Raw genomic sequence first — 26107 nt, forward strand, 5'->3', positions numbered from 1 at the left:
CCATCGATCCCGCTGAAGTACGTGCCAGCAGCTTTCACTTCACCGTGACGGCCGACATGCGCGGCATCCACACGGCCTTCGGGAAACTATGCGACTCGATTAACAGCGAGGTCGGTGGGCCCGGCGCATTCCACGTCTCCGCAGGGGATATCGATTCAACCATCCCGGAGAACCGCGCTGTAATCGATACCAAGTTTGGGTCGTCGGCAATCTGGTACCCCCTCATCGGAAACCACGAAGCGGAAACCGGGGCAGACATGCAGTGGCTTCGGGAGGAATATGACAACGGCAACAGCCTGAGGACGCCGCTGAAGAACTACACCAACCAGGACGGCCCAACGGGTACAGTGCGGGTGAATTATTCCTGGGACCACGAGAACGCCCACTTCATCGCGCTGAACGAGTATTGGAATGGCGGCACCAGCGAGGGCAGCGGAACGAGTCTCTCGGGCAGTGACACGGCCACCGACGGCGACATCGTACCGGAGCTGTACGACTGGCTGGCAGCGGACCTGGCGGCTAACACCAAGCCGTTCGTCTTCGTCTTCGGCCACGAGCCGGCCTTTCCTTACACTCGTCACGTTGGCGACAGCCTGGACAAGTACGAGACCCACCGGGACGACTTCTGGGCCCTTTTGGAGTGTGCGGGCGTTGACGCATACTTCAACGGTCATACACACTACTACTCCAAGCACCAGGGCGACAAGAACCATGTCGGCAACGTCTGGCAGCTCGATGTCGGTAATGCCGGTTGGGACCTTGGCGACGGCTTGACCTACTTCGATGTCGTCGTGGGCGATGACCAGGCGACTGTCAACGTGTACCGTGGGACCGGGACGTCATTCAGCCTGGCCGATTCGGTCTCCCTCCCTGCATCAATAGATTGTTTGCAGGTTGATGGAGAGGGGTTGGCCGATGGCACCCCTATTCCTAGCTGGAACTTGACATATTTCGGCATTTCACCGGTTGCAACTGTTACTGCAACTGACACTCCAGCTGGTATTCATTCGGGCGATCGTGGCGTGCGGGTCAACGGTGACAACCCTGCAGGCATAGAACTCGACAATGTTGCCAAAGGGATTATAACGGCGGACTACTGGCATTACCCCAAACCAGGTCCTGACACCAACTCTGTCTTTCGGTTTTTTGGAGGCTCATGGAACGGTAGCTCCGAATCTATCTGGGACTATTTTTACGTAACTAAGAACGATCAGGACAAGTGGCTGGTTGACCCTGGGGCGCATTATGTGGGCGACTACTCAGGTAGTTACACTCATTTCGTGATTACAATCGACACCTGCACCGGTCTGTTCGACCTCTCCATTGACGAGCAGCACGTATACCATGGCCTGGTGCAGTATGCCGATAGGATTTGGACCTCTGGGATTCGTTATGTCACTATCAATAGCGGCCGCGATGGAGCCGGTACCGACAGCTATTTTGACGACCTCTTGATCACCGCTACTGCTACATCTACTTCCACGCCTACACCGACACCTACGCCTCCTGCTCCCTCCTGCTTCATCGCCACCGCTGCCTACGGCACAGCGACAGCAGAGGAAATCGACACCCTCAGAGCTTTCAGGGACGACGTGTTGCTGGAAAGCACATTGGGCTCTCAACTTGTGGAGTGGTACTACCAGACCAGCCCGCCGGTGGCGGACTTCATATCGGAGCATCAGCCGTTAAGGACTTTGGTGAGGGAGCTACTTGTTGACCCCGTTGTTTCGCTAGTTGAAGCTACGGAGAATCTCTGGCGAAATTAAAGCACCAGCCTTACACGCTGCACAAATAGAGGGGCAACAGTGAAAGTGACTATTGAAGAGGAGAAAGTAGGGAAAAAGCTAGGCAGTACGAAGGTTGATTCCCATTGTGAGGGATTCTATTCCGGCAACGGTTGCAACCGTCACCCTGATTGTCTCACTTGCCCCTTCCCCGATTGCCAGGCTGGATACAAGCAGATGAAAGTGGAGCGCAGCAATGGCTAGGCCGAAGCGATGGATAGGGGTTAACGATAATATGTGGGAGTATAACCAACAGGATACCGTCGCTTATTTCACCCCAATAGCGCCTTATAAAAACTCAAGCTACCACTAAAGCTGACAGAGCAAGTATATCGCTGCACCATCTCTAGGCTTTCCCATCTGCTACCCAACCCTTCCTAACTCTACAAATGTTGACAACAAACCCCATTTATGCTATACATGGCCTACTAAAGAAACAAAAGGAGAGTCAAATGACTAAAAGGGGGAAAATCCTGCTTGTCCTAGTTAGCTTGGCAGTGGTTCTGGTCATAGCAGGCGTTACCAGCACCGTGACGCACGCTGCCACAGAAACCCTAGTCTTAACCAGGGCATGGTGTGGAAACACTTCGGTACTGCCTCCTACCCTCAACGATTTGAACATTGGTACGGAGATATCGGAGATATATAAAGCGAACTTATTATCTTCTAATGATGTATGGGATGATTGTTCGCACACCTGGGAAGAAGCCGCTTATGATTTTCATAGATTTGAGTTCAAAATAGAGGACACTAGTACATGTTGTACCCAGCTTAATGTGTTACACGAAGGGTGTGGGCATTTTACATCGGATTCGGAGGCAAATGGGCATTTCCTTTGTATATGGAATTACGCCAATCCAGGATGGGAATTTGTAGACGGAACTACTAACGGGAACTGTGATCAAACACTAACGGGCACATTTACCACTAACTGGTCCAATTATATTCAAGGTGGATATGTATATCTATTAGCAATAACTCAAGATAAAGGTTGGTCCTGCCCTTTCCTTTATACCTGGAACGGAACTACCTATCAACTTATAGGCGATATGTATGGTGGTGCCGGGCTGGGCTATAATCCTACACCAGGGAGAGACAAAGATTATATTAACGTTGATGGCTCTAAACTGATACCAGTCAATGGTACCTACCGCCTGGAGATCGCAGTGGACCAAAATGAAATAACATATCTGGATGAGGTCAGATTGATAGCTGTCGATCACTCACCCGATATAGAGATTTACTCACCAGCGCCACCAGCATTTTGGATTAATGAGATTCCTCCATTCGAGATAGATACGATAAAGGATCCTGTAACCCCGGTCTCGGCAACAGACGGGGATGGCAGGGATATTCTGCCAGCTATCTCAGAAATAGACAGGGAGTGTACCGAGGCACATCTGTTCTCTTTTGATACCATAACGCTAGACTTTGGAAATCTAAGCGAAGCAGAACAAATAAAGCTGTTATACAGCGCCTGGATGGACTTGGGAGGTGAACCTGAGTGGACCGTGAGACGAGAATTTGTTGCATCGCACCCCGGTGAACCACTGATTGGCAACTCCTATGCTGAGGTGATAAATGAGGATGGAGAGTGGGAGAGGATTTCCGACTTCCGCACACTATCAATGTCGAAACCGAGGACGTGGGTCGTGGACATCACCAACTGGTTTAAGACAGACGACTATAGAGTTAGGCTAAATATTTTCACTAAGACACATTTCGATTATATAGCTGTTGATACCTCACAGGATGAGGAGGTCTCAGTTACCGAGCTCGCCCCCATTTCAGCAGACTTATACTGGAAAGGCGTTTCCATACAAACTTCTCCCGATGGGAAAGAGCCGGTCATGGCTAGCTATTACGATACCACGGAAGATTTAACCGGTTTCGGTGTGTTCGAGGGTAAGTTCACCAGGTATGGGGATGTCCTCCCATTATTAACCCAGGTTGATGACAGGTTTGTTATTATGCATGCTGGCGATAGCATCTCTATCAACTTCAATGAACTACCTATTCCCGAGGGGATGGAAAGGGACTATTATGTGGTTTGCGATGGATATTATAAGACGGATGCTGTGCGGAAATGGTTGGGCCAGGATGTAAGCAGTGTGGAACCACTGCCGTTCCATGCTATGTCTGCTTATCCCTACCCAGAAAGCGAAAGCTACCCCTATAATGCTAAAAATATGGCATACCTTGATGAGTATAACACAAGGGAATTTAGGGCATCGCTGTCTGGTGAATCAGGGCACCATACCATTTATTCCGATTATGCCGAGGTGGAATTCACCCCTTGCGTGGTGGGTGGCGATGTCCTCTCCATAAACAAAGTTGCTGTCCTGGCGCCGCTGGTCGGCTTTTTAGTATTCTTAATCTTGGTTGTTGGTGGTTTCCTGGGTTTAAGAAGACTCAAGGCCCGGTAGGTTATCCAAAAGCGAACCGAGGGCGTTTAGCTACATAGCCCTGGTGATGCTTACCTTGGCATTACCAGGGCTTGATTTATGACGCCGCTTTCCCTTGCGGCAGGTGTTTTGGCCCACCTGTTCCGCAGTAGGACTACGTCAACCTAGTGTTCACCACAGTGACGGCTTAAGGAACTTCGGGCTGTCGCTGAAGCTAACTGTGTGAGTATATCGCCGGATCATCTCTGAGCTTTCCCGTCTGCCTAATGGCTTAGTTCCCCTGTGCCATACAATTTGATAATCAGATAATCAAAGGCAAGCCCGAAAAGAGCTTGCCTTTGATTTTTTTATAAACTTTTTCTATGAACTAACTCTTATGCGCTAATCCTGCGTCGTATAAAGAGTGTTCCACCAACTATGATAGCTGCCGTTAGAGCAAGCCAAGGCGCCAGGATAACATATTCATTCACCGGGTAGACTTCTCCGCCTACAGGTACCCTACACTCATCCGCTGCCAACGCACCCATATCTGCTCCTGGGGGACCTTGAAAGGAATTTATGACACCACCATTGTTTGGATTAACCTCCCATATATGCGAAACATTCCCAATAAACAGGGTGTTCCTATGAAAAGAGAAGCCCAAACCGAATATTGTAGCCCCGCCGGGAGAGGAAAACGAGTTTAGCATTGTCCCATCTTGAGTGTCTAGTTCATATATTGTATTCGTGTCTGTAAAGAAGACGGTGTTCCTCGTCCCGGCAAAAGAGCCTCCTCCGTGCAGATCTAAAACGACGGGATCATTGAGGGTAGTAATAAGCGCCCCGGTGTCTGGATTCAAGACATAAATCTCGTCGGTGCTATTATCCAAGGCAAATAGCCTGTAACAGGAAAACCCCAAGGCGGCAATATCACCGGCAAATGCCGGTCCTGTAAAAGAGTTAATCAAAGAGCCATCTAAAGGATCTATTTCGTATATAGTCTGTGGTGTCCCGCCTGTACCGGAAGTAAAAAACATTCTCCCATTACCATAGGCTAGACCTTCGCTACGATCGGTAACCGATGGTGTGGTGAAAGTATTCAGCACATTACCTGTTGATGGGTCCAGCTCATGGATTTCTTGAGAGGCACTATCAACTATAAATAGTTTTCCCTGTGCAGCGAGTGCAGGTGAATTCATAGGCATTAAGAAGAGAAGTGACAAAACCACCGTTAAGCACATAAGCCTGAATACTTTAGTCATTTTCTTAGCCTCCCCCATTTAATCTTAAACCTTAGTTTGACTTTATATAAATACTAAAGTCCGTGGTTTGCTACTGCTAATTCATGTCCCCTTTATTAGTCCTTCCTACCTGTCAAATTGAAAATACCACTTTATTCGCATACAGTTATATCACTTATGCTGTTGCATATAAATATCACTATTTATCGAATTTGTCAATGCATCAAATAGAGCCAATCTATGTCCCCCAGCCTCCCATCAGGACAGTTAACGGGGTATCCTGGACTAGATAGGGCAGGCTGAACTACATAGTGTAGGCTGGCCGACGTCGGCCAGCGCCTACCCGTCATGATTGACTATGTGGCGCGAGGGCCTTAGAATTGAAAGTTGTAATAAGGGCTTTTTAGCAGGCGGTTTTCATGGGTTCGGGAAAGACAGAGACTAAGACAAAGGGATATATTGAAATTGACCAGGAGTTCTGCAAGGGATGCCAGATCTGCATGTCGTTCTGCCCCAAGGATGCGATTTGCCTTTCCGACAAATTGAATGCCAGTGGCTATTTGCCGGTCCGGTTCAATGAGGAGAGCGGGTGCACCGGCTGCGCCATCTGTGCTGTGGTATGTCCGGAAGTTGCGATAGAGGTCTACCGTGACTAAGGTTCTCATGAATGGTAACAGCACGATCGGAGAAGCAGCCATCCGGGCTGGCTGTCAGTGCTATTTCGGCTACCCCATTACCCCTCAGAATGAGCTGACCGAATATATGGCTACCCACCTGAGCAGAAGGAAGGGTTGCTCCTTTATTCAGGCAGAAAGTGAGATTGCTGCCATAAACATGGTCTACGGGGCCAGCGTGGCCGGGTCAAGAGCCATGACCTCCTCCTCCAGCCCCGGAATCAGCCTGAAGCAGGAGGGAATCTCCTATCTGGCAGCCTGCGAGCTTCCCGCGGTGATTGTCAATATGTCCAGAGGCGGGCCGGGGTTGGGAAGCATATCCGCCTCTCAGTCGGACTATTTTCAGGCTACCCGCGGCGGAGGTCACGGTGACTACCGGACCATAGTTCTGGCCCCATCATCGGGGCAGGAGCTGGCAGACCTCACCCACCGCGCCTTTGACCTGGCCGATAAGTATCTGGTTCCGGTAATTGTCCTTGGAGATGGCATGCTGGGACAGATGATGGAGCCGGTAGAATTCAAGCATGAAGCCCCCGATGAACTGCCGGTAAGAAGCAATGCAATGAGGGGGGCTAAAGGGCGACCGAGCAGGATTATCAAGACCTTCACCTCAAAGCCCGCCGAGCTGGAGGAGATAAACTGGAGTTTGTTCAGAAGATACCAATTGATCAGGAAAGAAGAAACCGCCTACGAGGCCTTTATGGTTGAAGATGCCAGGCTAGTAGTCGTTGCCTTCGGTATAGCAGCCCGGATCGCTAAAGGGGCGATCAAGAATGCAAGGTCAAATGGACTGAGAGTGGGAATGTTGAGGCCAATTACCCTGTGGCCATTTCCTTCCCAAAAACTGAAAGATTTGTCTAAAAAGACAAAGGATTTTCTCGTCTTTGAGATGAACATGGGCCAGATGATAGAAGATGTGCAACTGGCACTGGAAGGCAAAGGAGCGGTCTACTTCTACGGGAGGCCGGGAGGCGTTATTCCCACCCCCACAGAGGTCTCCCGCGTAATCTCGCGCCATTATTATCAGAAGGGTTTGAAGTCGGCAAAATGAGAAAGGTATACACCCGACCCAGATCGTTAAAGAGGGTTCCTTTCCACTACTGTCCAGGATGTGGGCATTCCATTGTCCACAGGGTTATGACCGAGCTCATTGACGAGATGCACCTGCAGGATAGGATCATCGGTATCCCCCCGCCCGGGTGCTCGGTCTTCGCCTACCACTACTTCGATGTGGACATGGCAGAATCGGCCCATGGCAGAGGGGCGGCGGTGGCGACCGGCATAAAAAGGGCATATCCCGAGGTAATAGTGTTTACCTATCAGGGGGATGGCGATCTTGCCGCCATCGGCACCGCCGAGACCATACATGCCGCCAACAGGGGAGAGAGGATAACCGCCATCTTCATCAACAACGCCGTATACGGAATGACCGGTGGGCAGATGGCCCCAACCACCCTTTCAGGGCAGGTGACCACTACCACCCCTTACGGACGGGATGTAAACCTTGAAGGATATCCGGTAAAAATGAGCGAAATGGTGGCTCTGGTCAGGGGTGCGGTGTATATCGAGCGGACTGCGGTGAACTCCCCGGTCAACATTAGAAAGACCAAGAAGGCTATCCGAAAGGCGCTCCAGTCCCAGATCGACGGTCTCGGCTTCTCCCTGGTGGAAATACTCTCCCCGTGTCCCACTAACTGGAGGATGACCCCGTTAGAATCGTGGCAGTGGATCGACAAAGAGATGACGAAGGAGTTCCCTCTGGGGGTAATCAAGGACATAACTGGAAAAACCGATGCTGATTAAGACAGTATTTGCCGGTTTTGGAGGTCAGGGTGTTCTATCCATGGGGCTCAATCTGGCCCAGGCAGCAATGCTAGAGGGAAAGAACGTAACCTATTTACCCTCCTACGGCGCCGAGGTCCGCGGGGGCACCGCCAACTGCACGGTTGCGGTATCAGACGAAGAGATTGCATCTCCGGTTGCCTCCTCTCCGGACTTCATTGTCGCCATGAACCAGCCCTCCCTGGTCAGATTTCAAAACCAGATTCAATCGGGCGGTGTGCTGTTTATTAATTCCTCTCTGATTGACGCTGAAATCTCAAGGGGTGATATTGAAATTGTCAGAGTGCCGGCAAACAGTATTGCTGAAGAACTGGGCAGCCCTAAATCAGCTAACATGGTGATGCTGGGAGCATTTACCAAGAAAAGCAATCTGGTTTCCGTTTCGAGCGTAATTGAAGAGCTAAAAAGCACCTTGAAGAAAAAACAGAAACTGATCGCAATCAACAAAAAGGCTCTGATGGCAGGATATGATCTGGTCTAATGAGCGGTTAGCTAGATATGTATTGTTCGCAGGTCATTGCCCTAGCAATCCAACATGCCGCTTGCCAGCAGCTCCACCGATGATGAAAATGGCGCATATTTACACCGGCCTTGTCTGTCAGTACTATGGAAGCAGGAACCCGGAGACCCATGGGCCTGGATTCCCGCCTGCGCGGGAATGACATGGGCGTTTCAGCCTGTCCCGAGGCCGACAGGTCGGCCGACGCTTCGGCCCATATCAGGGCTCTATTTCAGTGGCAATGACAGAAAACATTGCGTTATTCTATATTTATCCGCAATGGAAGCTGGTTTTATCAGCGTCCTGGCCAGTGCTGACGGCTGAAAGCTTTATAAAATCGGGGGTAAGTCATGTGCGTAAAACAGACTTCGATCAGTCTTGATAACGTGCCGGGGAAGTTCTTGGATGTGAGCGAATACCTGGGAGCCGAAGGGATAAACATCAGGGCTATTTCCGTAGCCGATACATCCGACGTCAGTACCGTAAGGTTTGTTGCGGATGACCCGGAGAAAACTACCAATGTCTTGAGAAGCCACGGTTATTCAGTAAAAGAAACCGACGTAATAGCCGTAGAGGTGCCTGACCATCCCGGTGGCCTTCAAGCAGTACTCAAGCCTCTTAAAAGGAACAACATTAATGTCCACTACCTCTATCCCTATCTGGGCAGGGGAGCAAGCGGGCAGCCCATAATAATCGTGGGCGTGGATAAAACCGAAGAGGCCCTGGATGTTTTGAAAAAGAACTGGGTTCACACCTTCGGTAAAGAGATCTATGCCCTTTGACGATGTCCCCCTCAACGATATTATTAAGGCCTCAATCGAACCAAACCCGCTTTACCCACAGAGGGCCGGAGGTTACTTAACAGCAAGCCTATCGACAAGGGATACTGGTATATGCAAAATAGTCGTGCCGGTTTTTCTGTATAGCTTAAAGTCAGGCGCCGTGCGGGGTCTGAGTCAGCATTGGCATTGGCATTCCTCTTGACGAAGATCCCCAAAGCCCTCCACCATTGACAGCAGACCCTCCGTCGTCTACTATGTGCGCACAAACAACCAGCGTAGAATTTGCCCAGCCTGAATTAACATGAAATGTATAAAATGCGATTCTGATAATCGAGAAGGTGCCAAGTTCTGCGAACAGTGCGGCACTCGGTTAGTCCGCAAATGTCCTGATTGTGGTGCTGAGGTTAGCCCGACGGCCAGGTTCTGCGCCGAGTGCGGCCACGATATAGCAGAGCCCAAAGAAGCCCCTCCTATCGACTACTCCCAGCCCCAGACCTACACCCCCAAGTTCCTGGCCGATAAGATCCTTACTACACGCAGCTCTATCGAGGGGGAGCGCAAACTGGTCACCGTGCTCTTCGCCGATGTAGCCAACTTCACCTCCATGTCGGAGAAGCTCGACCCCGAGGAAGTCCACGAGATCATGGACGGCTGTTATCAACTCCTCATGGACGAGATACACAGGTATGAAGGCACCATCGACAAGTTCACCGGCGATGGAGTTATGGCACTCTTCGGTGCCCCAGTGGCCCATGAGGACCACGCTCAGCGTGCCTGCTACACCGCTCTGGCAATGCAGAGAGCCATAGGGGAATACGGTGAGAAGATAGTGAAGGAGTGCGGGGTAGAGTTCAAGATGCGAGTAGGACTGAACTCCGGTCCGGTGATCGTAAGCTCTGTGGGGAATGACCTGCGGATGGACTATACCGCCATCGGGGACACAGTCAATCTGGCCTCGAGGATGGAGACCAATGCCAAGCCCGGCAGAGTTCTGGTTTCCTCAGGTACCTATAAGATAGCCAGGGACTTCTTCAAGTTCGAGCCTGTGGGAAAGATACAGGTAAAGGGGAAAGAGGAGCCTGTGGAGGCCTACCAGATTATCGAGGTCGGAGAGGCCGAGACACGGATAGAAGCGTCGGTCGCCAGGGGCCTCACCAAATTCGCCGGCCGGCAGAGGGAGATTGCAGCCCTGAAAGAGGCTTTCCAAAAGGCGCAGTCAGGCTCTGGCCAGGTAGTGGGCATCGTGGGTGAAGCTGGAGTAGGCAAATCCAGGCTCCTCCTCGAGCTGAGGGTAGCACTTAAGGAAGATGAATTTACCTACCTCGATGGCCAGTGTCTTCATTACGGTGGCTTAATGGCGTACCTCCCCTTGCTAGATATCCTGAGGTCCTACTTCGATATTAATGAGGGAGAGCGGGAGTTTGTGGTAAAGAAGAAGATCACAGATAAGATAGCCCTCCTTGACGAGAATCTTGAGAGTATCCTATCACCGCTACATGACATTCTCTCCCTCAAGGTAGAGGATGTGAATTACATGATGTTGGAACCTCAGCAAAAACGGGAGAGGATCTTCGAGGCTATTCGTGACCTGCTGATACGGGAGAGCCAGAACACGCCCCTCATTCTCGCTATTGATGACCTGCAATGGATCGATAAGACCTCGGAGGAGTTCCTCACCTATCTAATCGGCTGGCTAGCCAATGCCCGTATCCTGCTAATCATTCTCTACCGGCCGGAGTACACCCATCAATGGGCGAGCAAGTCCTACTACAGCCAGATCCGTGTTGAACAACTCTCCACGGATAACAGCGCCGACCTTGTGAAGTCGATCCTTGAGGATGGAGAAGTAGTGCCTGAATTAAGTGACCTAATCCTTACCAGAGCGGCTGGAAATCCTCTCTTTATGGAGGAATTTACTCGCACCCTATTAGAGAACGGCTCCATCCAGAAAAAGGACCATCAATATATGTTGAGCACAAAGGCCTCTGAAATACAGGTACCCGATACCATTCAAGGAATAATTGCAGCCCGCATGGACCGATTAGAGGATAACCTCAAACGTACAATGCAGGTGGCCTCTGTTATTGGTAGAGACTTCGCTTTTCGTATCCTCCAGACCATTATGGGGATGAGTGAGGAGCTTAAATCATGTCTACTCAACCTACAGGGATTGGAATTCATCTACGAGAAGAACCTTTTCCCCGAACTAGAATACATATTCAAACATGCTCTAACTCAAGAGGTGGCATATAATAGCCTACTTCTTAAAAAGAGAAAGGAGTTACACGAAAGAATAGGGACGGCAATTGAGGAACTATATCCAGATAGGTTGGAGGAATTCTATGAAATGCTGGCTCATCATTATGCCAGAACCGAGAACCTGGAGAAGGCTTACCAGTATCTGAAGCTATCTGGGGACAAGACATCAGGTCACTATGCCAACAGGGAAGCCTTTTATTTCTACAGGGAAGCGATAAAGGTACTAAATGAGTTACCTGAGCCCGAGGAGAACAGAAAGAGACTGATAGAGGTGGTACTCTCAATGGAAGGCCCTATGAAACTCCTCGCCTACCCAGAAGATTCTCTTCATGTCCTCCAGGAAGGAGAGAGGCTGGCAAAAGAGGTCGGGGATCTTAGGAGTCTGGCAATTATTTATGCCAGCATGGGTCTCTGTCATACGTTTAAAGGAGATTCTAAGCAGGGGATGAGGTACGCCGAGTATTGCTTCGATATGGCGGCCAAGATAGAGGATATTGAACTTATGGCTCCTACTGCATTCAATCTTTGCTCCTCCTATGCCATACTTGGGGAACATACAAAAACAGTTGCAGTAGCAACTAAGGTCCTTTCTCTACTTGAGAAGACTCACAGAGAGTCTGAATCCTTCGGAGTAGCACTCAATTTCAATATATATGCGGCTCTCTCTTCGTATTGTGGGCAGGCAATGTGCCTTATGGGAGATTTCAAAGAGGGAATAGCTTTGTGCGACAAGGGCCTCCGTTTTCTGCAGAATACGGATAACTTATACAGCTTGGGTTTCGTGGAGATTATGTATGGTTTGGTTTACGTTGCCAAGGGAGACGGCGAAAATGCCATTAACCATTCGCAAAAAGCTGTCGCATATGGGGAGGAGGGACAGATAATACCTGTGGTGAGCATTGCATCGGGTTTGTTGGGCTTGGGATATCATTTACTTGGGAATCAGGAAACAGCTCGTCAATATATAGAGAAAGGGCTTCAAATACAGGAGGATACAGGGCTTTCTATGCTAATGTCTCTTAATAAAATAGCTTTGAGTATGGTTCATTTCGATTCGGGTGACCTGGATAGTGCTCGGATGTGTGCTGAGGAAGCCCTGGAGTTAGCACGGAGCAATGATGAGAAATGGCCATTAGCGATGTCATGGATCTTCTTGGGGATGGTCCTGGGTAAAGCGGGTAAATCACAGTACAATCAGGCCGAAGAGTGTATTCTGCAGGGAATCAAGCTCTGTAATGAATGGAAAATGAGGCCGTCGTGCTCTGAAGGGTATCTCTACCTGGGAGAGCTTTATGCCGACATGGGCCAGAGGGAAAAGGCCATTGAAACCCTGAAGAAAGCCGAAGGTGCGTTCCAGGAGATGGGAATGGACTACTGGCTGCGCAGGACGCAAGAGGCGCTGGAGAGGGTGGAAAAGAAAACGAAATAATGAAATGCCCAAAATGCCAGGCTGAAAACCGACAAGGGGTTAAGTTCTGTGAGGAATGTGGTGCCAAGCTAGAATTACTCTGCCCAAGCTGCGGAGCTAACATTCCATCAGGCAAGAAGTTCTGTGGCGTGTGCGGCCACGATCTGGAGGAAATAAAAGCAGCACTGCCCGTCGACTATAACGAGCCCCAATCCTACACCCCCAAATTCCTCTCCGATAAAATCCTCACTATTCGCAGCGACATAGAGGGGGAGCGCAAGCTGGTGACCGTGCTCTTCACCGACGTTGCCGGCTACACCTCCATGTCGGAGAAGCTCGACCCCGAGGAGGTCCACCAGATCATGGACGGCTGCTTCAAGCTCCTTATGGACGAGATCCATAAGTATGAAGGCACCATCGATAAATTCACCGGCGATGGAGTCATGGCCCTCTTTGGCGCTCCTATAGCCCATGAGGACCACGCCCAGCGTGCCTGCTATGCTGCACTGGCAATGCAGAGAGTCATGGGCGAATACGGCGAGAAGATTGAGAGGGAGTGCGGCGTGGAGTTCAAGATGCGGGTGGGGCTCAACTCCGGCCCGGTGATTATAGGCGCGGTGGGGAATGACCTGAGGATGGATTACACCGCAATCGGGGATACCACTAATCTGGCCTCCAGGATGGAGACCAATGCAAGGCCCGGCACCGTCCTGGTTTCGTCAGGCACATATAAGATAGCCAGGGACTTCTTCAGGTTTGAGCCCCTGGGAGAACTGAAGGTGAAGGGGAAAGAGAAGCCGGTGGAGGCCTACCAGCTTATAGAGGCCAGCGAGGTTGAAACGCGGATCGAGGCCTCGGTCGCCAGGGGCCTCACCAAATTCGTGGGCCGGCAGAGAGAGATTGCAGCCTTGAAAGAGGCCTTTGAAAAGGCGCAATCAGGCTCCGGCCAGGTGGTGGGCATCCTGGGAGAGGCCGGCGTGGGCAAATCCAGGCTACTCCTTGAGCTGAGGGGAGCACTCCCCAAAAGGGAACATACCTACCTCGAGGGCGAATGTCTGCACTACGGGGGGCTAATGGCTTACCTGCCCTTGCTGGATATCCTGAGGACATACTTCGATATCAAGGAGGGAGAGCGGGAGTTTGTGGTAAAGAAGAAGATGACAGATAAGATAACCCAGCTCGATGAGAAGCTCGAGGGCATCCTGCCGCCGCTGCAAGACATCCTATCCCTTCAGGTAGAGGATGTGAATTACATGATGCTGGAACCTCAGCATAAAAGGGAGAGGATCTTCGAGGCTATTCGTGACCTGCTGATACGGGAGAGCCAGAACAGGCCCCTCATCCTCGCTGTGGAGAACCTCCAATGGGTTGATAGGACATCGGAGGAGTTTCTGACCTATCTCCTCGGCTGGCTGGCCAATGCCCGTATCCTGCTGATAATTCTCTACCGGCCGGAATACACCCATCAATGGGCAAGCAAGTCCTACTACAGCCAGATCCGCGTGGACCAGCTATCCACCAGCACCAGCGCCGAGCTGGTGCAGTCTATCCTTGAAGAGGGAGAAGCGGTGCCCGAGCTCAGTGAGCTCATACTGAACCGGGCCTCAGGCAACCCCCTCTTCATGGAGGAGTTCACCCATACACTATTAGAAAACGGCTCCATCCAGAAGAAGGACCACCAGTACGTGTTGAGCATAAAGGCATCCGATATCCAGGTGCCCGACACCATCCAGGGGATCATCGCTGCCCGAATGGACCGACTGGAGGAGAACCTCAAGCGCACCATGCAGGTAGCATCCGTCATTGGGAGGGACTTCGCCTACCGCATCCTCCAGACCATCACCGGAATGCGGGAGGAGCTCAAGTCCTACCTGCTCAACCTTCAGGGGCTGGAGTTCATCTATGAGAAGAGCCTATTCCCGGAGCTGGAATACATCTTTAGACACACTCTCACGCAAGAGGTAGCATACAACAGCCTGCTTCTCAAGAGGAGGAAGGAGATCCATGAGAGGATAGGTAATGCCATAGAGGAGCTGTACCCGGACAGGCTGGAGGAGTTCTACGAGGTGCTGGCACATCACTATTCCCGAAGCGAGAATGCAGAGAAGGCCTTCCAGTATCTGTTTTCATCGATGGTAAAGACAGGGCTCAGCTATTCCCTGTGGGAAGCCTTTCGTTTTGGCAGGGAGGCGTTTAACGTACTCAACAATATGCCACAGACCGATGAGAATAAAGTTAATGGTATCAATGTTCGACTAATATTAGCATTGGTAATGCAAGGTTTGGGCTACCCGGAAGATTCGCTCCAGATCCTCCAGGAGGGCGAAAAATTATCGAAAGACCTAGGTGATGAGAGAAATCTAATCATATTTCACAGCAATATAGGTATGTGTTATACGAATAAAGGAGACCTGACCCAGGGGATTAAGTATACCGAGAATGCATATCAGGGTGCGGAAAAGTTAGATGAAATCGAACTCTTAGCTCCAATTGGGGTTGATCTTTGTGTGGCATATTTTTGGGCGGGGGAATTTTCACAAATAGCCGAAGTAGCTTCCAAGGTTATTGCTTCTTTGGAGAAAACGAGCAGAGAATCCGAATACTTCGGCAAGCCTTTCAATCCGTATTGCGCACTTCTAGCACTCCGTGGGTCGGCATTGGGCTATTTGGGGAATTTCGAGGAAGGAGAAGCCCTGTGTGACAAGGCACTGCGTTTTTCACACGATATCGCAAACGTAGTAACTATTGCATTTGTAGAGATATATTATAGCACTCTTTATGCAATCAAAGGAGATGGGAGGAACGGCGTACAGCATGCTAAAATCGCTGTCAAGTACGGTGAGGAAACAGGAATACTCACTATATTGGCCCCAGCCTGGTATGTTTTAGGATGGGGGTATTTCCTTCAGGAAGAACTAGAAACGGCTATAGAATATATGCAGAAAGGCCTGGAAATCCAGCTTTCTGCCGGAATTTCCCCGAATCTATCTTCCTTCTATTCAGCATTAGGTCTATATTATATCGAATCTGGTGATCGAGAAAATGCGATAGATTGTGGCAAGCGGGCCTTAAAGCTCTCGTGTGATAACTATGAAAGGAAGAATGAAGCATTATCAAAGATACACATGGGAAGAATATTGAGTAAAGCAGATATCTCACAAGGCAGCGCGGCGGAGAAATATATTCTAGAGGGAATCAAGATCGATGAAGAACTGAAAGTAAAACCCGGTTGTTCATGGGGATATTTATACTTAGGAGAGCTCTACGCTGATATGGGCCAGAGGGAAAAGGCGCTTGAAACCCTGAAGAAGGCCGAGGGAATGTTCAGGGAGATGGGAATGGACTACTGGCTGCGCCGGACGCAAGAGGTGCTGGGAAGAGTGGAAGGCTGAAAGGGCGCATTCTGGATTAGAAACGATTGAGGTAAGTACGATGTATGATGTGGCAGTCGCAAAATACGAAAAGCCTTTTGAATCATTGAAGAAAGTAGTTGACCTAGCCGGAGGACTTGGAGACATTTCTGGTGGTTCAAAGGTATTCATCAAACCTAACTTCGTCCTGTGGCTTGAGGGAGTAAATTTTCCTAAGTACGGTGTTTTAACGACGGCGCGATTGATTGAAGATACTGTAATCCTTTTGAAAGAACACGGGGCGCAAGATATTACTATAGTAGAAGGCATAATTGAACTCGAGAAACAATCCGAGTCAGTACTTCAACTAGCTGCTAAAGGTATGGGACTCGATATGCTTGCGAAACGCTATGGTGTAAAGTTAATTGATGTACTCAAAGGATCTTTTACAAAGGTAACTGTGGGTGACGTGAGGTTGTCGGTTAATGCGGATATCCTTGATGCCGACTATATTATTAACATGCCGGTATTGAAAACGCACGGCCAGAGTATGGTTTCTCTTGGGATAAAAAACCTGAAAGGCCTCCTCAATATCGCCTCCAGAAAGAGATGCCATAACGCAGATCAGAATATTGATCTCGATTATCATCTTACCAAATTACCGGAGATAGTTCGGCCATCCCTGACCATCATAGACGGTATTTATACCCTTGAAAAAGGGCCCACCACTTTAGGTGAAGCGCATCGATCAAATATCCTTGTCGCCTCCAAAGACCTTGTTTCTGCTGACAAGGTAGGAGCAACAATCCTGGGTATTGACCCGCAAACGGTCCCCCATATTACTCTTTCAGCTAGAAGTAAGAATCGCCCCACTGATCTAAGCGACGTTAATGTTAGGGGAGACGTTGATATAAAAACGGCCACGAAACCGCATGAGGTAACACATTCGTATAATGAATCAGGAGACATGCCACTAGTTTGGGAACTGATGGGAATACAAGGCATCAGATTCCCACAGGTTGATAAGACTGCCTGCACTTATTGCGCATATTTTCTCTCTTTGGCAAGTGTAGGTATTGCCATGGCTAAAAACAAAGATAAACCCTTTGACGATATTGAGATACTGACCGGTAAGATCATGGAACCCACACCGGGACACAAACATACCCTGCTCTTCGGGCAATGTCAGGTAAAGAAAAACGCTAAGGACTCCTCAATAAACCACGGCGTAGCACTGAAGGGCTGTCCGCCCAGTAGAAAGGGTTTTATCAAAGCGTTTGACGAACTAGGTATTGAATTGCCAGATAATCCCATGGAATGGATGAAAAAAGTACCGGAGTTCTTCATGGGGAAATATACGGGTAAACCGGAGTTCGATGAGGCATTTTACAAAATCCACTAGCCCAGCGTGGAGCTGAAAAGAAAATGACCGCGGATAAAAGTGTATTGCTCTACCATTTCTCCGGCACGGGGAACTCCAGAAGGTTGGCAGAAGTATCCTCTGAAAGATTTAAAGAATCAGGATTTAAGGCCAAAGTAAAAAATATTGAAGATAACGAGGTGGCTGAAAAGCACAACGATTACTCCTGTCATGGTTTCATATTTCCCTCCCTTGGCTTTGGCATTCCCCGTATTATGACTGAGTTTATGCAAGCTCTCCCCCCCACAACGGAAAAAGAGGCATTTATTATAGTATCGATGGGAAATGAAGAATACCATATTCCGCCTTCAGAGGGCAAATGCCTGGGTCAAGGTAAGAAAATCTTGGAGAAAAAAGGATATAAGGTAGTCGGCGGAGACGCGGTAGCCATGCCTAACAACTGGATTACGGGGTGGAGCGCTCCCCCTCCAGAAAAGGCGGCACTAATAGTCGAAGCCGGTGAGCAAGCGGTCCGTAAATTCATCGAAAAGATTATAAATGGAGAGTTCTACATGAAAAAATCCCATTGGCTATCGAAGCTACTTGGGATCACTGTTAACCCATTTATGTTATATGGATTAAACTATTTGTACCTCGGTTTTTATGTAAACGATAAATGTAATTCCTGCGAAATCTGCGCCAAAATCTGCCCTGTAGAAAATATCGCAATGATAAATGGCAAGCCTAAGTGGGGAAAAGAGTGTTTCTGGTGTCATAGATGTTTAAACCTCTGTCCAAAAGAGTCCGCTCAGGGCATATTTATCGGCACATCGGCAAAAAGGAGAAGATACAAGGAACCACATCTGAAGGTAAAGGATTTAATCAGGGAATAGAAATACTGACACCAAGGTATACTAGCTATCTTTAACAAGAATCTATGGCTAAGAAAGGTAAGGGTTCAGAATGAACATCTGGGAACTCGCTGAGAACGATTTCCAGGCTTTTGGCGAGCGTGTAGTTATGGTGTTCGAGGGACAGGAGTTCACAAATGCGGAGATGGGTCGAACGGCAAGGAAGCTGGGAAACGTACTAAAGGATCTGGGTGTAAAGCGAGGCGACAGGGTAATAATTCAGATGCCAAACTGTCCAGAGGTTGGAGAGAGCTTCGGGGCAGTGTGGGGAATAGGCGCTGTTGTTGTACCGATGAACTATCTTATCGGGGAGGAAGAAAGCGCCCATATATATCAGGACTGTGGTGCGGAGACGGTAATTAGCAGCTCTGAGTTTCTACCCAAGATTGAGGCATGTCGTGCAAGGGCTCCAGCTATTAAGAACGTGATCCTTATTGACAAGGAAGTGCCAAAGGGCTATCAATCGTTCTGGGAGCTCGTGGAAGGCAGCTCTGATGAGCTGGAGATGGTGAAAACAGACGATGATGAACTGGCAGCCTTGGTTTACACTGCCGGGACCACGGGTCGCCCGAAGGGGGTCATGCATTCCCACGATAGCTTATATGCCGGAGCTAAAGTTGCGAGTGAATCCAGCGCTATGCTCGAGAGGAGGGTAACTGTCTTTGTATTACCCCTTTGCCATATATATGGAATACTTTGCATGAATATAGGCAACCTCCAAGGGGGTTGGAAATCTATCATTTTACCCTCTTTCAGTGTGGAGAATGTGTTTGAAGCGATTGAAAAGTATAAAGCTACAAGGTTCGCTGGTGTACCCACAATATATATCCTCATGCTCCTCTACCCCGAGCCTGAGAAGTATGACCTGAGCTCCATGCAGTCGTGGATATCAGCCTCCGCGCCCCTCTCTATGGAAACCTGGAAAGGCTTCAAGGATAAGTTCGGCTTTGAAATCATAGAGGCATGGGGGCTTACCGAATCGGGGGGCACTGGATGTATAATGCCCCCTAAGGGACCGATAAAGGTCGGCTCCATAGGTAAAACCACGAAAGGGACCGAGGTGAAAGTCGTCGATAACGATGGTAACGAGCTTCCCCAGGGTAAGGAGGGAGAGCTATTCATCAGCGGCTCAGGACTCATGAAAGGCTACTGGAATATGCCCGAGGAAACAGCGGAGTCTCTCAGAAATGGCTGGCTCTATACCGGGGATATCGGCTATGTTGATGAGGATGGCTACTTCTTTATCACCGATCGAAAGAAGGACTTAATCATAAAGGCCGGGGAGAACATCAGCCCCAGGGAGATTGAGGAAGTCCTTTTCGCCCATCACAGGGTAGCGGAGGCCGCCGTAGTTGGCATCAAGGATGATGTGTATGGTGAGGATATCAAGGCTTTCGTGGTATTGAAGCAGGGTGAGCAGGCCACGGCGGAGGAGATCATCGAGCATTGCCGCGCAAGACTCAAGACTTTTAAGACACCAAAGGAGCTACAGTTTATGGAATCCCTACCCAAGAACCTCGTTGGCAAGGTTGAGAGGAAGGAGCTGCGGAAATTGGGATAGAGCGTCCTGCGCTTTTCAGAGCAATCCTATGTCCACCATAGGCAATAAAAAATAGCTGTGATAGCTAGAAGGAGCGTGGCACTATGACAGACGACATTCAATCCTTTTTGGCGACATCACCCGTTTTCAAGGACGTGCCTCCCGAACAATTAGCGGAAATTGCGCCGCTCTTCCAAACGGAGCGCTATCGTGCCGGAACGGTCATACTGCATCAGGGTGATTACAGTCCGGCCGTTTATTTCCTGCGTTCGGGACGCCTCGTGGTACGCGTACAAAGGGGCGAGTTGAGGGAAACGGTAGCCTACTTACAGCCTCCAGCCATTGTCGGCGAACTGTCATTTTTCACCGGGCGCCGCATCGTCGCTGACGTCGAGGTGGAGGTAGACGCAGAACTGGTGTTCTTGACCAAAGAGGCCTTTTCCAAGCTGCCGAAGGAGGGGGACGTAATCCTTACTGGGCTCATGGGGGAGATCGCGGGGAGACTGCATGAGACTATGACTCGCGGCGCAAAGGTGCCGGAGTCGCCTATCGCCTTGCTCTATAACCATCCCAATTGGGAAGCTCCATTAAGCTTTGCCTCTGGGCTGGCCTGCTCGTTGGCCCGCCAGAGTGGACGTCAAACGCTCCTGGTAAACCTGGGCGCAGTGTCCCCTCACGAGGTCCGCTTGCTTGACGGTAGTGCCAGTGCCTGCTCCCTGGCTGTGAGTGCGGAGGACGAAAACCTGCGCGCTGACGTGGCCCAAAAGCTGACTGCCTGGAAAGACAGTTTTGAAAATTTGCTCTTGAACCCGGTGGGTCCGCAGGCAGCGGCTATCGCTGAAACCATCAAAGAGTTCACGAATTTTCGGGGAGACCTGGTCGGCCCAGGCGATCCAGTTCCAGGCGAGGCGGGGGAGGCGCATTTCATCGTCCAGAGCGCCTTGCGTCCCACATTGCCGTTTCTCACTGGCAGGCAGCAATTGGTTTTTGATGCGGCGGCTTCGGAATCCGCTTACCTGTCGGGTCATCCGATAACATCTCGGTTCCAGCGCAGCGTGGATTCCATCGCCCGTTGTATTGCCGGACTTCAGGTGGGCCTGACGCTGGGTGCCGGCGCCGCATGGGGCTGGGCACACATTGGCGCGCTTTCGGTCCTGGAGGACGCCGGCCTGCCAATTGATTGTATCTCCGGTTCCTCGATGGGAAGCGCCATGGGCGCGGTTTATAGCGTGGGCTACACTATACAAGAGATGAAAGAGATGGCTGTTTCCTACCCCTGGCGCTCGAAGCGCTTACGCGAATGGCGCTTCTGGCGCATGTGTCTGCTCAACGAAAGGGTGTTCCTGAAGACTTTACACGAGTATTTCGGCGACCGCCTGGTAAACCAGACGGAGATCCCGTATTGGGCCAACTCCGTGGATATCCAAACCGGCCGCGAGTACACGATCAGGACTGATACTTTGGTGGAATGCGTTCGCAGCTCGTGCGCTATGCCTGGTTTGTTGCCTCCGCGGCCGTGCGAGGGCCACCTGCTGGTCGACGGCGGGATCATGGATCCCGTACCCGTAAAACTCGTCCGGCAGATGGGCTGCCACTTCAGCATTGGCATCAATGTCATGGCTGAGATCGAGTCAGGTAAGGTGAAACGCCGGTATCCGTTCAACGCCTTCGAGATCGTGCTGCGCTGTATGTTCGCGATGGCGCACGAAATCGGCCAGGCACAGGCGGAGCGTACTGCGGCCGTGGTTTTTACGCCGGAACCGGGAGAGATTGGGATCCTTGATTTTTCCCGCAGTCCAGAACTCATTGAATGCGGCCGTAAAGCGGCGGAGGAACATATGCCAGCGATTCTCGCTAGCTATCAAAACTTGAAGGCCAGTTCGCCAGGAGGGCAGCCGTAAGTGGCTTCGCCGGAACTCTGATGGGTGGCTGGCTAGTCATATCTTGATAGGCGTTGGCACCATCAGTGCCCAAGCGCTAGAGAAATGCAAGACTGCTCCATAGAAGCGGGGGAGCGGGGCGATGACAATGAAATGCCCAAAATGCCAGACCGAAAACCCTGAGGGTGCCAACTTCTGTCGAAAAAAACGGGCATCAGTATTTGCAGGATTCGTTCTGTGGTTTTTTTCTGAGTCATTAGTAATTGGCCGCAGTCTATTGGCCCTGCCCATTGCTTCAATGAGATTTAAGGCGACGTTGTTGAAATAATAGTAATGGGGCGACCACTGTAGCAAACTCCCGGTCACATATAAACTGCTAAGGCTTTTTAAGGGAAACGACATGGACTTCCGATTTAGCGAGCGAGAAGAGACCTTTCGTGGAGAGGTTGATGATTTTATTAAGAGGGAACTCCCTGCAAACTGGGCGGAGGAAAACCTTTACTGGCCTGGTGGATACGGCACTATCCCGGAATTTGAGGAGACTAACCCCGTTGTTGAGCAGTTCAGGCATCGACTGGCAGAGAAGCGCTGGCTGACCATCTCATGGCCTAAAGAATACGACGGTGCAGGACGATCCTACATCGAACAAGCTATCTTCCAAGAACGTATCACTTACCATAGGGCGCCCATGGCTGATATAGGTGTGCTTATCTCCGGCCCCACCATTATACGCTTCGGGAGTGATGAGATGAAAAGGGAGTGGTTGCCCAGGATAGCCAGGGGAGATATAAGGTTCTGGCTTGCCTACAGTGAGCCAAATGCGGGCTCTGACCTCTCCGCAATTCAAACGCATGCTGTCGAGGACGGCGATGACTTGGTTATTAATGGCCAGAAGACCTGGAGTAGTGGTGCACATACATCAGATTACGCGTGGATGGCTGTAAGAACAGACACTGATGCACCCGCGCACAAGGGAATATCGTTAATCATAGTGGATAACAGGTCAGAGGGCATTACTATTCGTCCATTGATAAATATGTGTGGCCATCATTCTTTTAACGAGGTATTTTTCGACAACGTAAGGGTCAATAAAAAGAACATTGTCGGGAATATAAATCGAGGATGGTATTACCTGATGGTCGCCCTCGATTATGAGAGGCTCGCAGTTGCCATAGGAGGCTTCCGTCGAACCTTTGAGGAATTAGTACAGTACGCCAAGGAGACGAAATACAACGGGCAGGCTGTTAGCAGTGATCCTCTGATACAGAATAGGTTAGCAGCGATGAGGATCGAGATAGAGATAGCATATATGTTCTTTTGGCAAACCGCTTGGATGCTGGACCAGGGTTTTTCTACAAATATTGGGGCATCGGTGCTGAAGCTATTTACCACGGAACTAAGTCATAAACTTGCCAGAACCTGCATGGATGTTATCGGACCCTATGCGGAACTAAAGATGGGTTCGAAATGGGCCCCATTAGGAGGCAGGGTTTGCACGGGTTACTTGGACTCTGTATCTGCACTCATTGGTGCTGGCACCTCGGAAATTCAGCGCAACATAATTGCCATGAGGGGACTCGGCCTGCCCTTAGTATAGAAGAGCCCGTGGCATGGGAATAAATTGCTGGCTGCGCAAGACGCAAGAGGTGCTGGAGGGAGTAGAGGACTGACGAATGAAATGCCCAAAATGCTAGTTTGATAATCCGGAAGGGGCCATATTCTGCGGTAAATGCGGAGCCAAACAGGAAGGGACTTGCCCACAGTATGACTCTTGAAATCCTCTCGACTTCAATTTTCTATGTGAGGTGCGGCCACGATCTAACAGAGCTCGAAACAGCTACTCCCGAACAACCCCCTGAAGACCTCTCCTTTGACGAGAAGAAAGTATTGGTGGACGGTATCCAGAAGTTTCTGGATTATGCGATAGAACTCAAAGAGAAACAACCCGACATGTTTCATTAAATCATTTCAGATTACGAATCATCTACCCAGATAAGAGACCTGTAGATAGAAGCTGCTTTGCTACTCCCAGTTCAGTTTTGTTCTCTGAAAACAACTATTTTAGTAGAATCGTGCCATAGGCCCTAATTGTGCTGTAAGGGCAAAGGCGACACCTATAGTATCATTATTAGTGGTTTCCACTACATAGAGAAAGCGCATACAAAAATCTACCAACCCAATATACCCAAATGCAGGTGCCTCAACTTGCTAAAACAACCCCCATTTCAACCTCGCAACAGCTTAGTGGACGTATAGGGAGTTCTCCTCCGCTTCAGGGCAGCCAAACAGAAAGGCACGGTATAAAACCGTGCCCTATCGATTGCTCGGTAGCTATAGTTGAATTCGCACCAACGACCTCAGGAACAAGACAAATGTCATACACAGGCTGGCGACCGTTGACAACGGATCCTCTGAATACCTTTATGCCAAGAATGCGATCAGCAGTCCGGCTACTGTAGCGGAGCCGATGACTCCGGCGACGTTCGGCCCCATGGCATGGAGCAGCAGGAAGTTCTGCGGGTTAGCGCGCTGCCCCTCAACCTGCACTACCCTCGCTGCCATGGGCACTGCAGAGACCCCAGCGGCACCGATGAGCGGGTTGACCTTCCCCCCGGTGAGCCAGCACATCAGCTTGCCCATCAGAACGCCGCTGGCGGTCCCGAAACCGAAGGCGAACAGCCCGAGCAAGAATATCTTAAGGGTATCAGGGGTCAGCACCTTATTGGCAGCCATCTCGGCACCGACGACGATGCACAGGAAGATAGTGATGATGTTTATCAGTTCGTTGCCCGCTGTCTTGTGCAGACGCTCGGTGACACCGCACTCACGCAGCAGGTTGCCGAACATCAGCATCCCGATAAGCGGTGCCGCTTTGGGCAGCAGCAGGACCACGATCACTGTGATAATAATAGGGAACAGGATCAGCTCCAGCCTGGAGACCTCACGGGTATCCTCCATGACGATGGCCCTCTCCCTCTTGTTGGTGAGCAGCCGCATAATAGGCGGCTGGATAATGGGCACCAGCGCCATGTAGGAATAGGCAGCGATGGCTATTATACCCAGCAGTTCCGGCTTATCCGGAGCCAGCATCACAGTGGTGTATATCGCCGTGGGACCGTCTGCACCGCCGATGATTCCAATGCTGCCTGCCTCGTTCATGGGAAAGCCCCAGGCAAGCGCTAAAAAGAATGCAGCAAAGATGCCGAACTGCGCCGCCGCGCCGAGGAAAAACGTCTTGGGATTTGCCAGCAGGGGGCTGAAGTCGGTAAGTGCCCCGATACCGAGAAAAATAAGGGGGGGGAAAATGGCCAGGTGAACGCCCAAACCGAGGTAATTGAGCAGACCACCCTCCTCCATCAGACCAGTGCCCGGGAGGTTGGCCAGTATTACGCCGAAACCGATGGGGAGCAGCAGAAGTGGCTCATATTTCTTCTTAATCGCCAGATAGATAAGGACTCCGCCGACGACGAGCATAACCACATTGCCCCAGTATAAGCCGGCGAAGCCTGTTGTGTTTAGAAATTCCCAGATTCGATCCAGCACCCTCTATCCCTCGATAGAAACCATGGGCTCCCCCTTTTTCACATAACCACCCTCCGATACATGTATCTCCTTGATCTTACCATCTTTAGGAGAACGTATATCACTCTCCATCTTCATCGCTTCCAGAATGAGTACGCCGCCCGCCTTCACCGTATCGCCAACCCTGCCCTGCATAGGTGATGGCACAACGCCCTCATCAAGTATCCTAGGCACAGGCGGCTGTGATGCCAGCGGTGGGGCTTCAGGAGGTTTTGGCAGGGCTTCAGTTGGCTTATTAATCATTGGTACCGGTGGCACGTTGGCCATTGGGGGTGGCACCCTGCCCTCCACTACCTCTTCAACATCTACCTCGTAAGTCTCACCCTCCAGGGTGATCTTGAACCTTCGTTTCATTTACTTACCTCTTGCTCGATCGATCCAAATAGCTCCTCACTGCAGCCGCAATTATCGCCTTTCTCCCTGCTGCCTTGGGCCCTTCCTTAACCCTCCTCCCAACGCTAGCCCCCCACTGCAGGCCCCGGCTTAACCCTACAAAACAGAAAGAAATCAGCAGGAGTGCCACCAGTGCGATCACCGTCAGCTGTAAGGCGTCGATGTAACCTTCCATTTCAATATCACAACAAGTATGAAGCCGTGCTCAGTTTATGCTT

20 protein-coding genes are annotated in these 26107 nt (G+C 50.4%); 16 read left to right on the plus strand and 4 right to left on the minus strand.

Features of this window, described 5'->3' with window-relative positions; translation table 11 throughout:
- The 3 genes from VMX96_05125 to VMX96_05135 all read left to right on the plus strand — a co-directional run.
- Positions 1-1766, plus strand: a 1766-nt coding sequence (locus tag VMX96_05125; GenBank protein HUU63285.1) for a CFI-box-CTERM domain-containing protein, incomplete at its 5' end; no start/stop codon positions are given.
- 39 nt (positions 1767-1805) lie between these two features.
- Entirely contained in the window at positions 1806-1988 is a 183-nt protein-coding gene (locus VMX96_05130; GenBank protein HUU63286.1) for a hypothetical protein, read from the plus strand.
- Between the two features lie 248 nt (positions 1989-2236).
- Positions 2237-4210 carry a hypothetical protein gene (locus tag VMX96_05135; GenBank protein ID HUU63287.1) on the plus strand — a complete coding sequence of 658 codons (1974 nt, stop codon included), beginning with the start codon at positions 2237-2239 and terminating at the stop codon, positions 4208-4210.
- Positions 4211-4563: 353 nt separating this feature from the next.
- On the opposite strand, the gene VMX96_05140 is transcribed toward VMX96_05135, so the two are convergent.
- Positions 4564-5430 (minus strand): hypothetical protein, encoded by an 867-nt coding sequence (locus tag VMX96_05140; GenBank protein HUU63288.1) that lies wholly within the window; start codon positions 5428-5430, stop codon positions 4564-4566.
- Positions 5431-5828: 398 nt separating this feature from the next.
- Between VMX96_05140 and VMX96_05145 the strand changes: the two genes are divergently transcribed.
- From VMX96_05145 to VMX96_05205, 13 genes are all read left to right on the plus strand, one after another.
- On the plus strand, positions 5829-6065 hold the full coding sequence (locus VMX96_05145) for a 4Fe-4S dicluster domain-containing protein (protein HUU63289.1): 237 nt from the start codon (positions 5829-5831) through the stop codon (positions 6063-6065).
- 7 nt (positions 6066-6072) lie between these two features.
- Positions 6073-7134 (plus strand): 3-methyl-2-oxobutanoate dehydrogenase subunit VorB, encoded by a 1062-nt coding sequence (gene vorB, locus VMX96_05150; protein ID HUU63290.1) that lies wholly within the window; start codon positions 6073-6075, stop codon positions 7132-7134.
- On the plus strand, positions 7131-7886 hold the full coding sequence (locus tag VMX96_05155) for a thiamine pyrophosphate-dependent enzyme (protein ID HUU63291.1): 756 nt from the start codon (positions 7131-7133) through the stop codon (positions 7884-7886). The genes vorB and VMX96_05155 overlap by 4 nt, the downstream gene beginning before the upstream one ends.
- Positions 7876-8406, plus strand: coding sequence for a 2-oxoacid:acceptor oxidoreductase family protein (locus VMX96_05160; protein HUU63292.1), 531 nt, complete (start codon positions 7876-7878; stop codon positions 8404-8406). The genes VMX96_05155 and VMX96_05160 overlap by 11 nt, the downstream gene beginning before the upstream one ends.
- Before the next feature lie 368 nt (positions 8407-8774).
- Positions 8775-9206, plus strand: coding sequence for an amino acid-binding protein (locus tag VMX96_05165; GenBank protein ID HUU63293.1), 432 nt, complete (start codon positions 8775-8777; stop codon positions 9204-9206).
- A gap of 301 nt (positions 9207-9507) precedes the next feature.
- On the plus strand, positions 9508-12894 hold the full coding sequence (locus VMX96_05170; protein ID HUU63294.1) for an adenylate/guanylate cyclase domain-containing protein: 3387 nt from the start codon (positions 9508-9510) through the stop codon (positions 12892-12894).
- Positions 12894-16265 (plus strand): adenylate/guanylate cyclase domain-containing protein, encoded by a 3372-nt coding sequence (locus VMX96_05175; protein HUU63295.1) that lies wholly within the window; start codon positions 12894-12896, stop codon positions 16263-16265. The genes VMX96_05170 and VMX96_05175 overlap by 1 nt, the downstream gene beginning before the upstream one ends.
- 40 nt (positions 16266-16305) lie before the next feature.
- Entirely contained in the window at positions 16306-17625 is a 1320-nt protein-coding gene (locus tag VMX96_05180; GenBank protein HUU63296.1) for a DUF362 domain-containing protein, read from the plus strand.
- 23 nt (positions 17626-17648) lie between these two features.
- On the plus strand, positions 17649-18476 hold the full coding sequence (locus VMX96_05185; protein HUU63297.1) for an EFR1 family ferrodoxin: 828 nt from the start codon (positions 17649-17651) through the stop codon (positions 18474-18476).
- Positions 18477-18546: 70 nt separating this feature from the next.
- Positions 18547-20055 (plus strand): long-chain-fatty-acid--CoA ligase, encoded by a 1509-nt coding sequence (locus VMX96_05190; GenBank protein HUU63298.1) that lies wholly within the window; start codon positions 18547-18549, stop codon positions 20053-20055.
- Between the two features lie 83 nt (positions 20056-20138).
- Positions 20139-21935 carry a patatin-like phospholipase family protein gene (locus VMX96_05195; protein ID HUU63299.1) on the plus strand — a complete coding sequence of 599 codons (1797 nt, stop codon included), beginning with the start codon at positions 20139-20141 and terminating at the stop codon, positions 21933-21935.
- 379 nt (positions 21936-22314) lie between these two features.
- The gene (locus VMX96_05200) at positions 22315-23511 is read left to right on the plus strand and encodes an acyl-CoA dehydrogenase family protein (protein ID HUU63300.1); all 1197 of its coding nucleotides are present in this window, start codon (positions 22315-22317) and stop codon (positions 23509-23511) included.
- Positions 23512-23609: 98 nt separating this feature from the next.
- A complete protein-coding gene (locus VMX96_05205) occupies positions 23610-23876 on the plus strand; it encodes a hypothetical protein (protein HUU63301.1) in 267 nt (88 codons plus the stop codon).
- Positions 23877-24335: 459 nt separating this feature from the next.
- On the opposite strand, the gene VMX96_05210 is transcribed toward VMX96_05205, so the two are convergent.
- From VMX96_05210 to VMX96_05220, 3 genes are read right to left on the minus strand one after another with little or no spacing between them, the layout of a single operon-like run.
- Positions 24336-25457, minus strand: coding sequence for a sodium ion-translocating decarboxylase subunit beta (locus tag VMX96_05210; GenBank protein ID HUU63302.1), 1122 nt, complete (start codon positions 25455-25457; stop codon positions 24336-24338).
- 3 nt (positions 25458-25460) lie between these two features.
- The gene (locus tag VMX96_05215; GenBank protein HUU63303.1) at positions 25461-25850 is read right to left on the minus strand and encodes a biotin/lipoyl-containing protein; all 390 of its coding nucleotides are present in this window, start codon (positions 25848-25850) and stop codon (positions 25461-25463) included.
- Between the two features lie 4 nt (positions 25851-25854).
- Positions 25855-26064, minus strand: a complete 210-nt coding sequence (locus tag VMX96_05220) for a hypothetical protein (GenBank protein HUU63304.1) — start codon at positions 26062-26064, stop codon at positions 25855-25857.
- Positions 26065-26107 lie beyond the last annotated feature (43 nt).

Source organism: Dehalococcoidia bacterium, assembly GCA_035528575.1.
GTDB lineage: Bacteria > Chloroflexota > Dehalococcoidia > E44-bin15 > E44-bin15 > DATKYK01.

What these genes read in the sequence shown, in the direction of transcription:
- VMX96_05135 (HUU63287.1), top strand. Translation starts at nt 2,237, where the DNA reads ATGACTAAAAGGGGGAAAATCCTGCTTGTCCTAGTTAGCTTGGCAGTG.
- VMX96_05140 (HUU63288.1), bottom strand. Translation starts at nt 5,430, where the DNA reads ATGACTAAAGTATTCAGGCTTATGTGCTTAACGGTGGTTTTGTCACTT.
- VMX96_05145 (HUU63289.1), top strand. Translation starts at nt 5,829, where the DNA reads ATGGGTTCGGGAAAGACAGAGACTAAGACAAAGGGATATATTGAAATT.
- vorB (HUU63290.1), top strand. Translation starts at nt 6,073, where the DNA reads ATGAATGGTAACAGCACGATCGGAGAAGCAGCCATCCGGGCTGGCTGT.
- VMX96_05155 (HUU63291.1), top strand. Translation starts at nt 7,131, where the DNA reads ATGAGAAAGGTATACACCCGACCCAGATCGTTAAAGAGGGTTCCTTTC.
- VMX96_05160 (HUU63292.1), top strand. Translation starts at nt 7,876, where the DNA reads ATGCTGATTAAGACAGTATTTGCCGGTTTTGGAGGTCAGGGTGTTCTA.
- VMX96_05165 (HUU63293.1), top strand. Translation starts at nt 8,775, where the DNA reads ATGTGCGTAAAACAGACTTCGATCAGTCTTGATAACGTGCCGGGGAAG.
- VMX96_05170 (HUU63294.1), top strand. Translation starts at nt 9,508, where the DNA reads ATGAAATGTATAAAATGCGATTCTGATAATCGAGAAGGTGCCAAGTTC.
- VMX96_05175 (HUU63295.1), top strand. Translation starts at nt 12,894, where the DNA reads ATGAAATGCCCAAAATGCCAGGCTGAAAACCGACAAGGGGTTAAGTTC.
- VMX96_05180 (HUU63296.1), top strand. Translation starts at nt 16,306, where the DNA reads ATGTATGATGTGGCAGTCGCAAAATACGAAAAGCCTTTTGAATCATTG.
- VMX96_05185 (HUU63297.1), top strand. Translation starts at nt 17,649, where the DNA reads ATGACCGCGGATAAAAGTGTATTGCTCTACCATTTCTCCGGCACGGGG.
- VMX96_05190 (HUU63298.1), top strand. Translation starts at nt 18,547, where the DNA reads ATGAACATCTGGGAACTCGCTGAGAACGATTTCCAGGCTTTTGGCGAG.
- VMX96_05195 (HUU63299.1), top strand. Translation starts at nt 20,139, where the DNA reads ATGACAGACGACATTCAATCCTTTTTGGCGACATCACCCGTTTTCAAG.
- VMX96_05200 (HUU63300.1), top strand. Translation starts at nt 22,315, where the DNA reads ATGGACTTCCGATTTAGCGAGCGAGAAGAGACCTTTCGTGGAGAGGTT.
- VMX96_05215 (HUU63303.1), bottom strand. Translation starts at nt 25,850, where the DNA reads ATGAAACGAAGGTTCAAGATCACCCTGGAGGGTGAGACTTACGAGGTA.
- VMX96_05220 (HUU63304.1), bottom strand. Translation starts at nt 26,064, where the DNA reads ATGGAAGGTTACATCGACGCCTTACAGCTGACGGTGATCGCACTGGTG.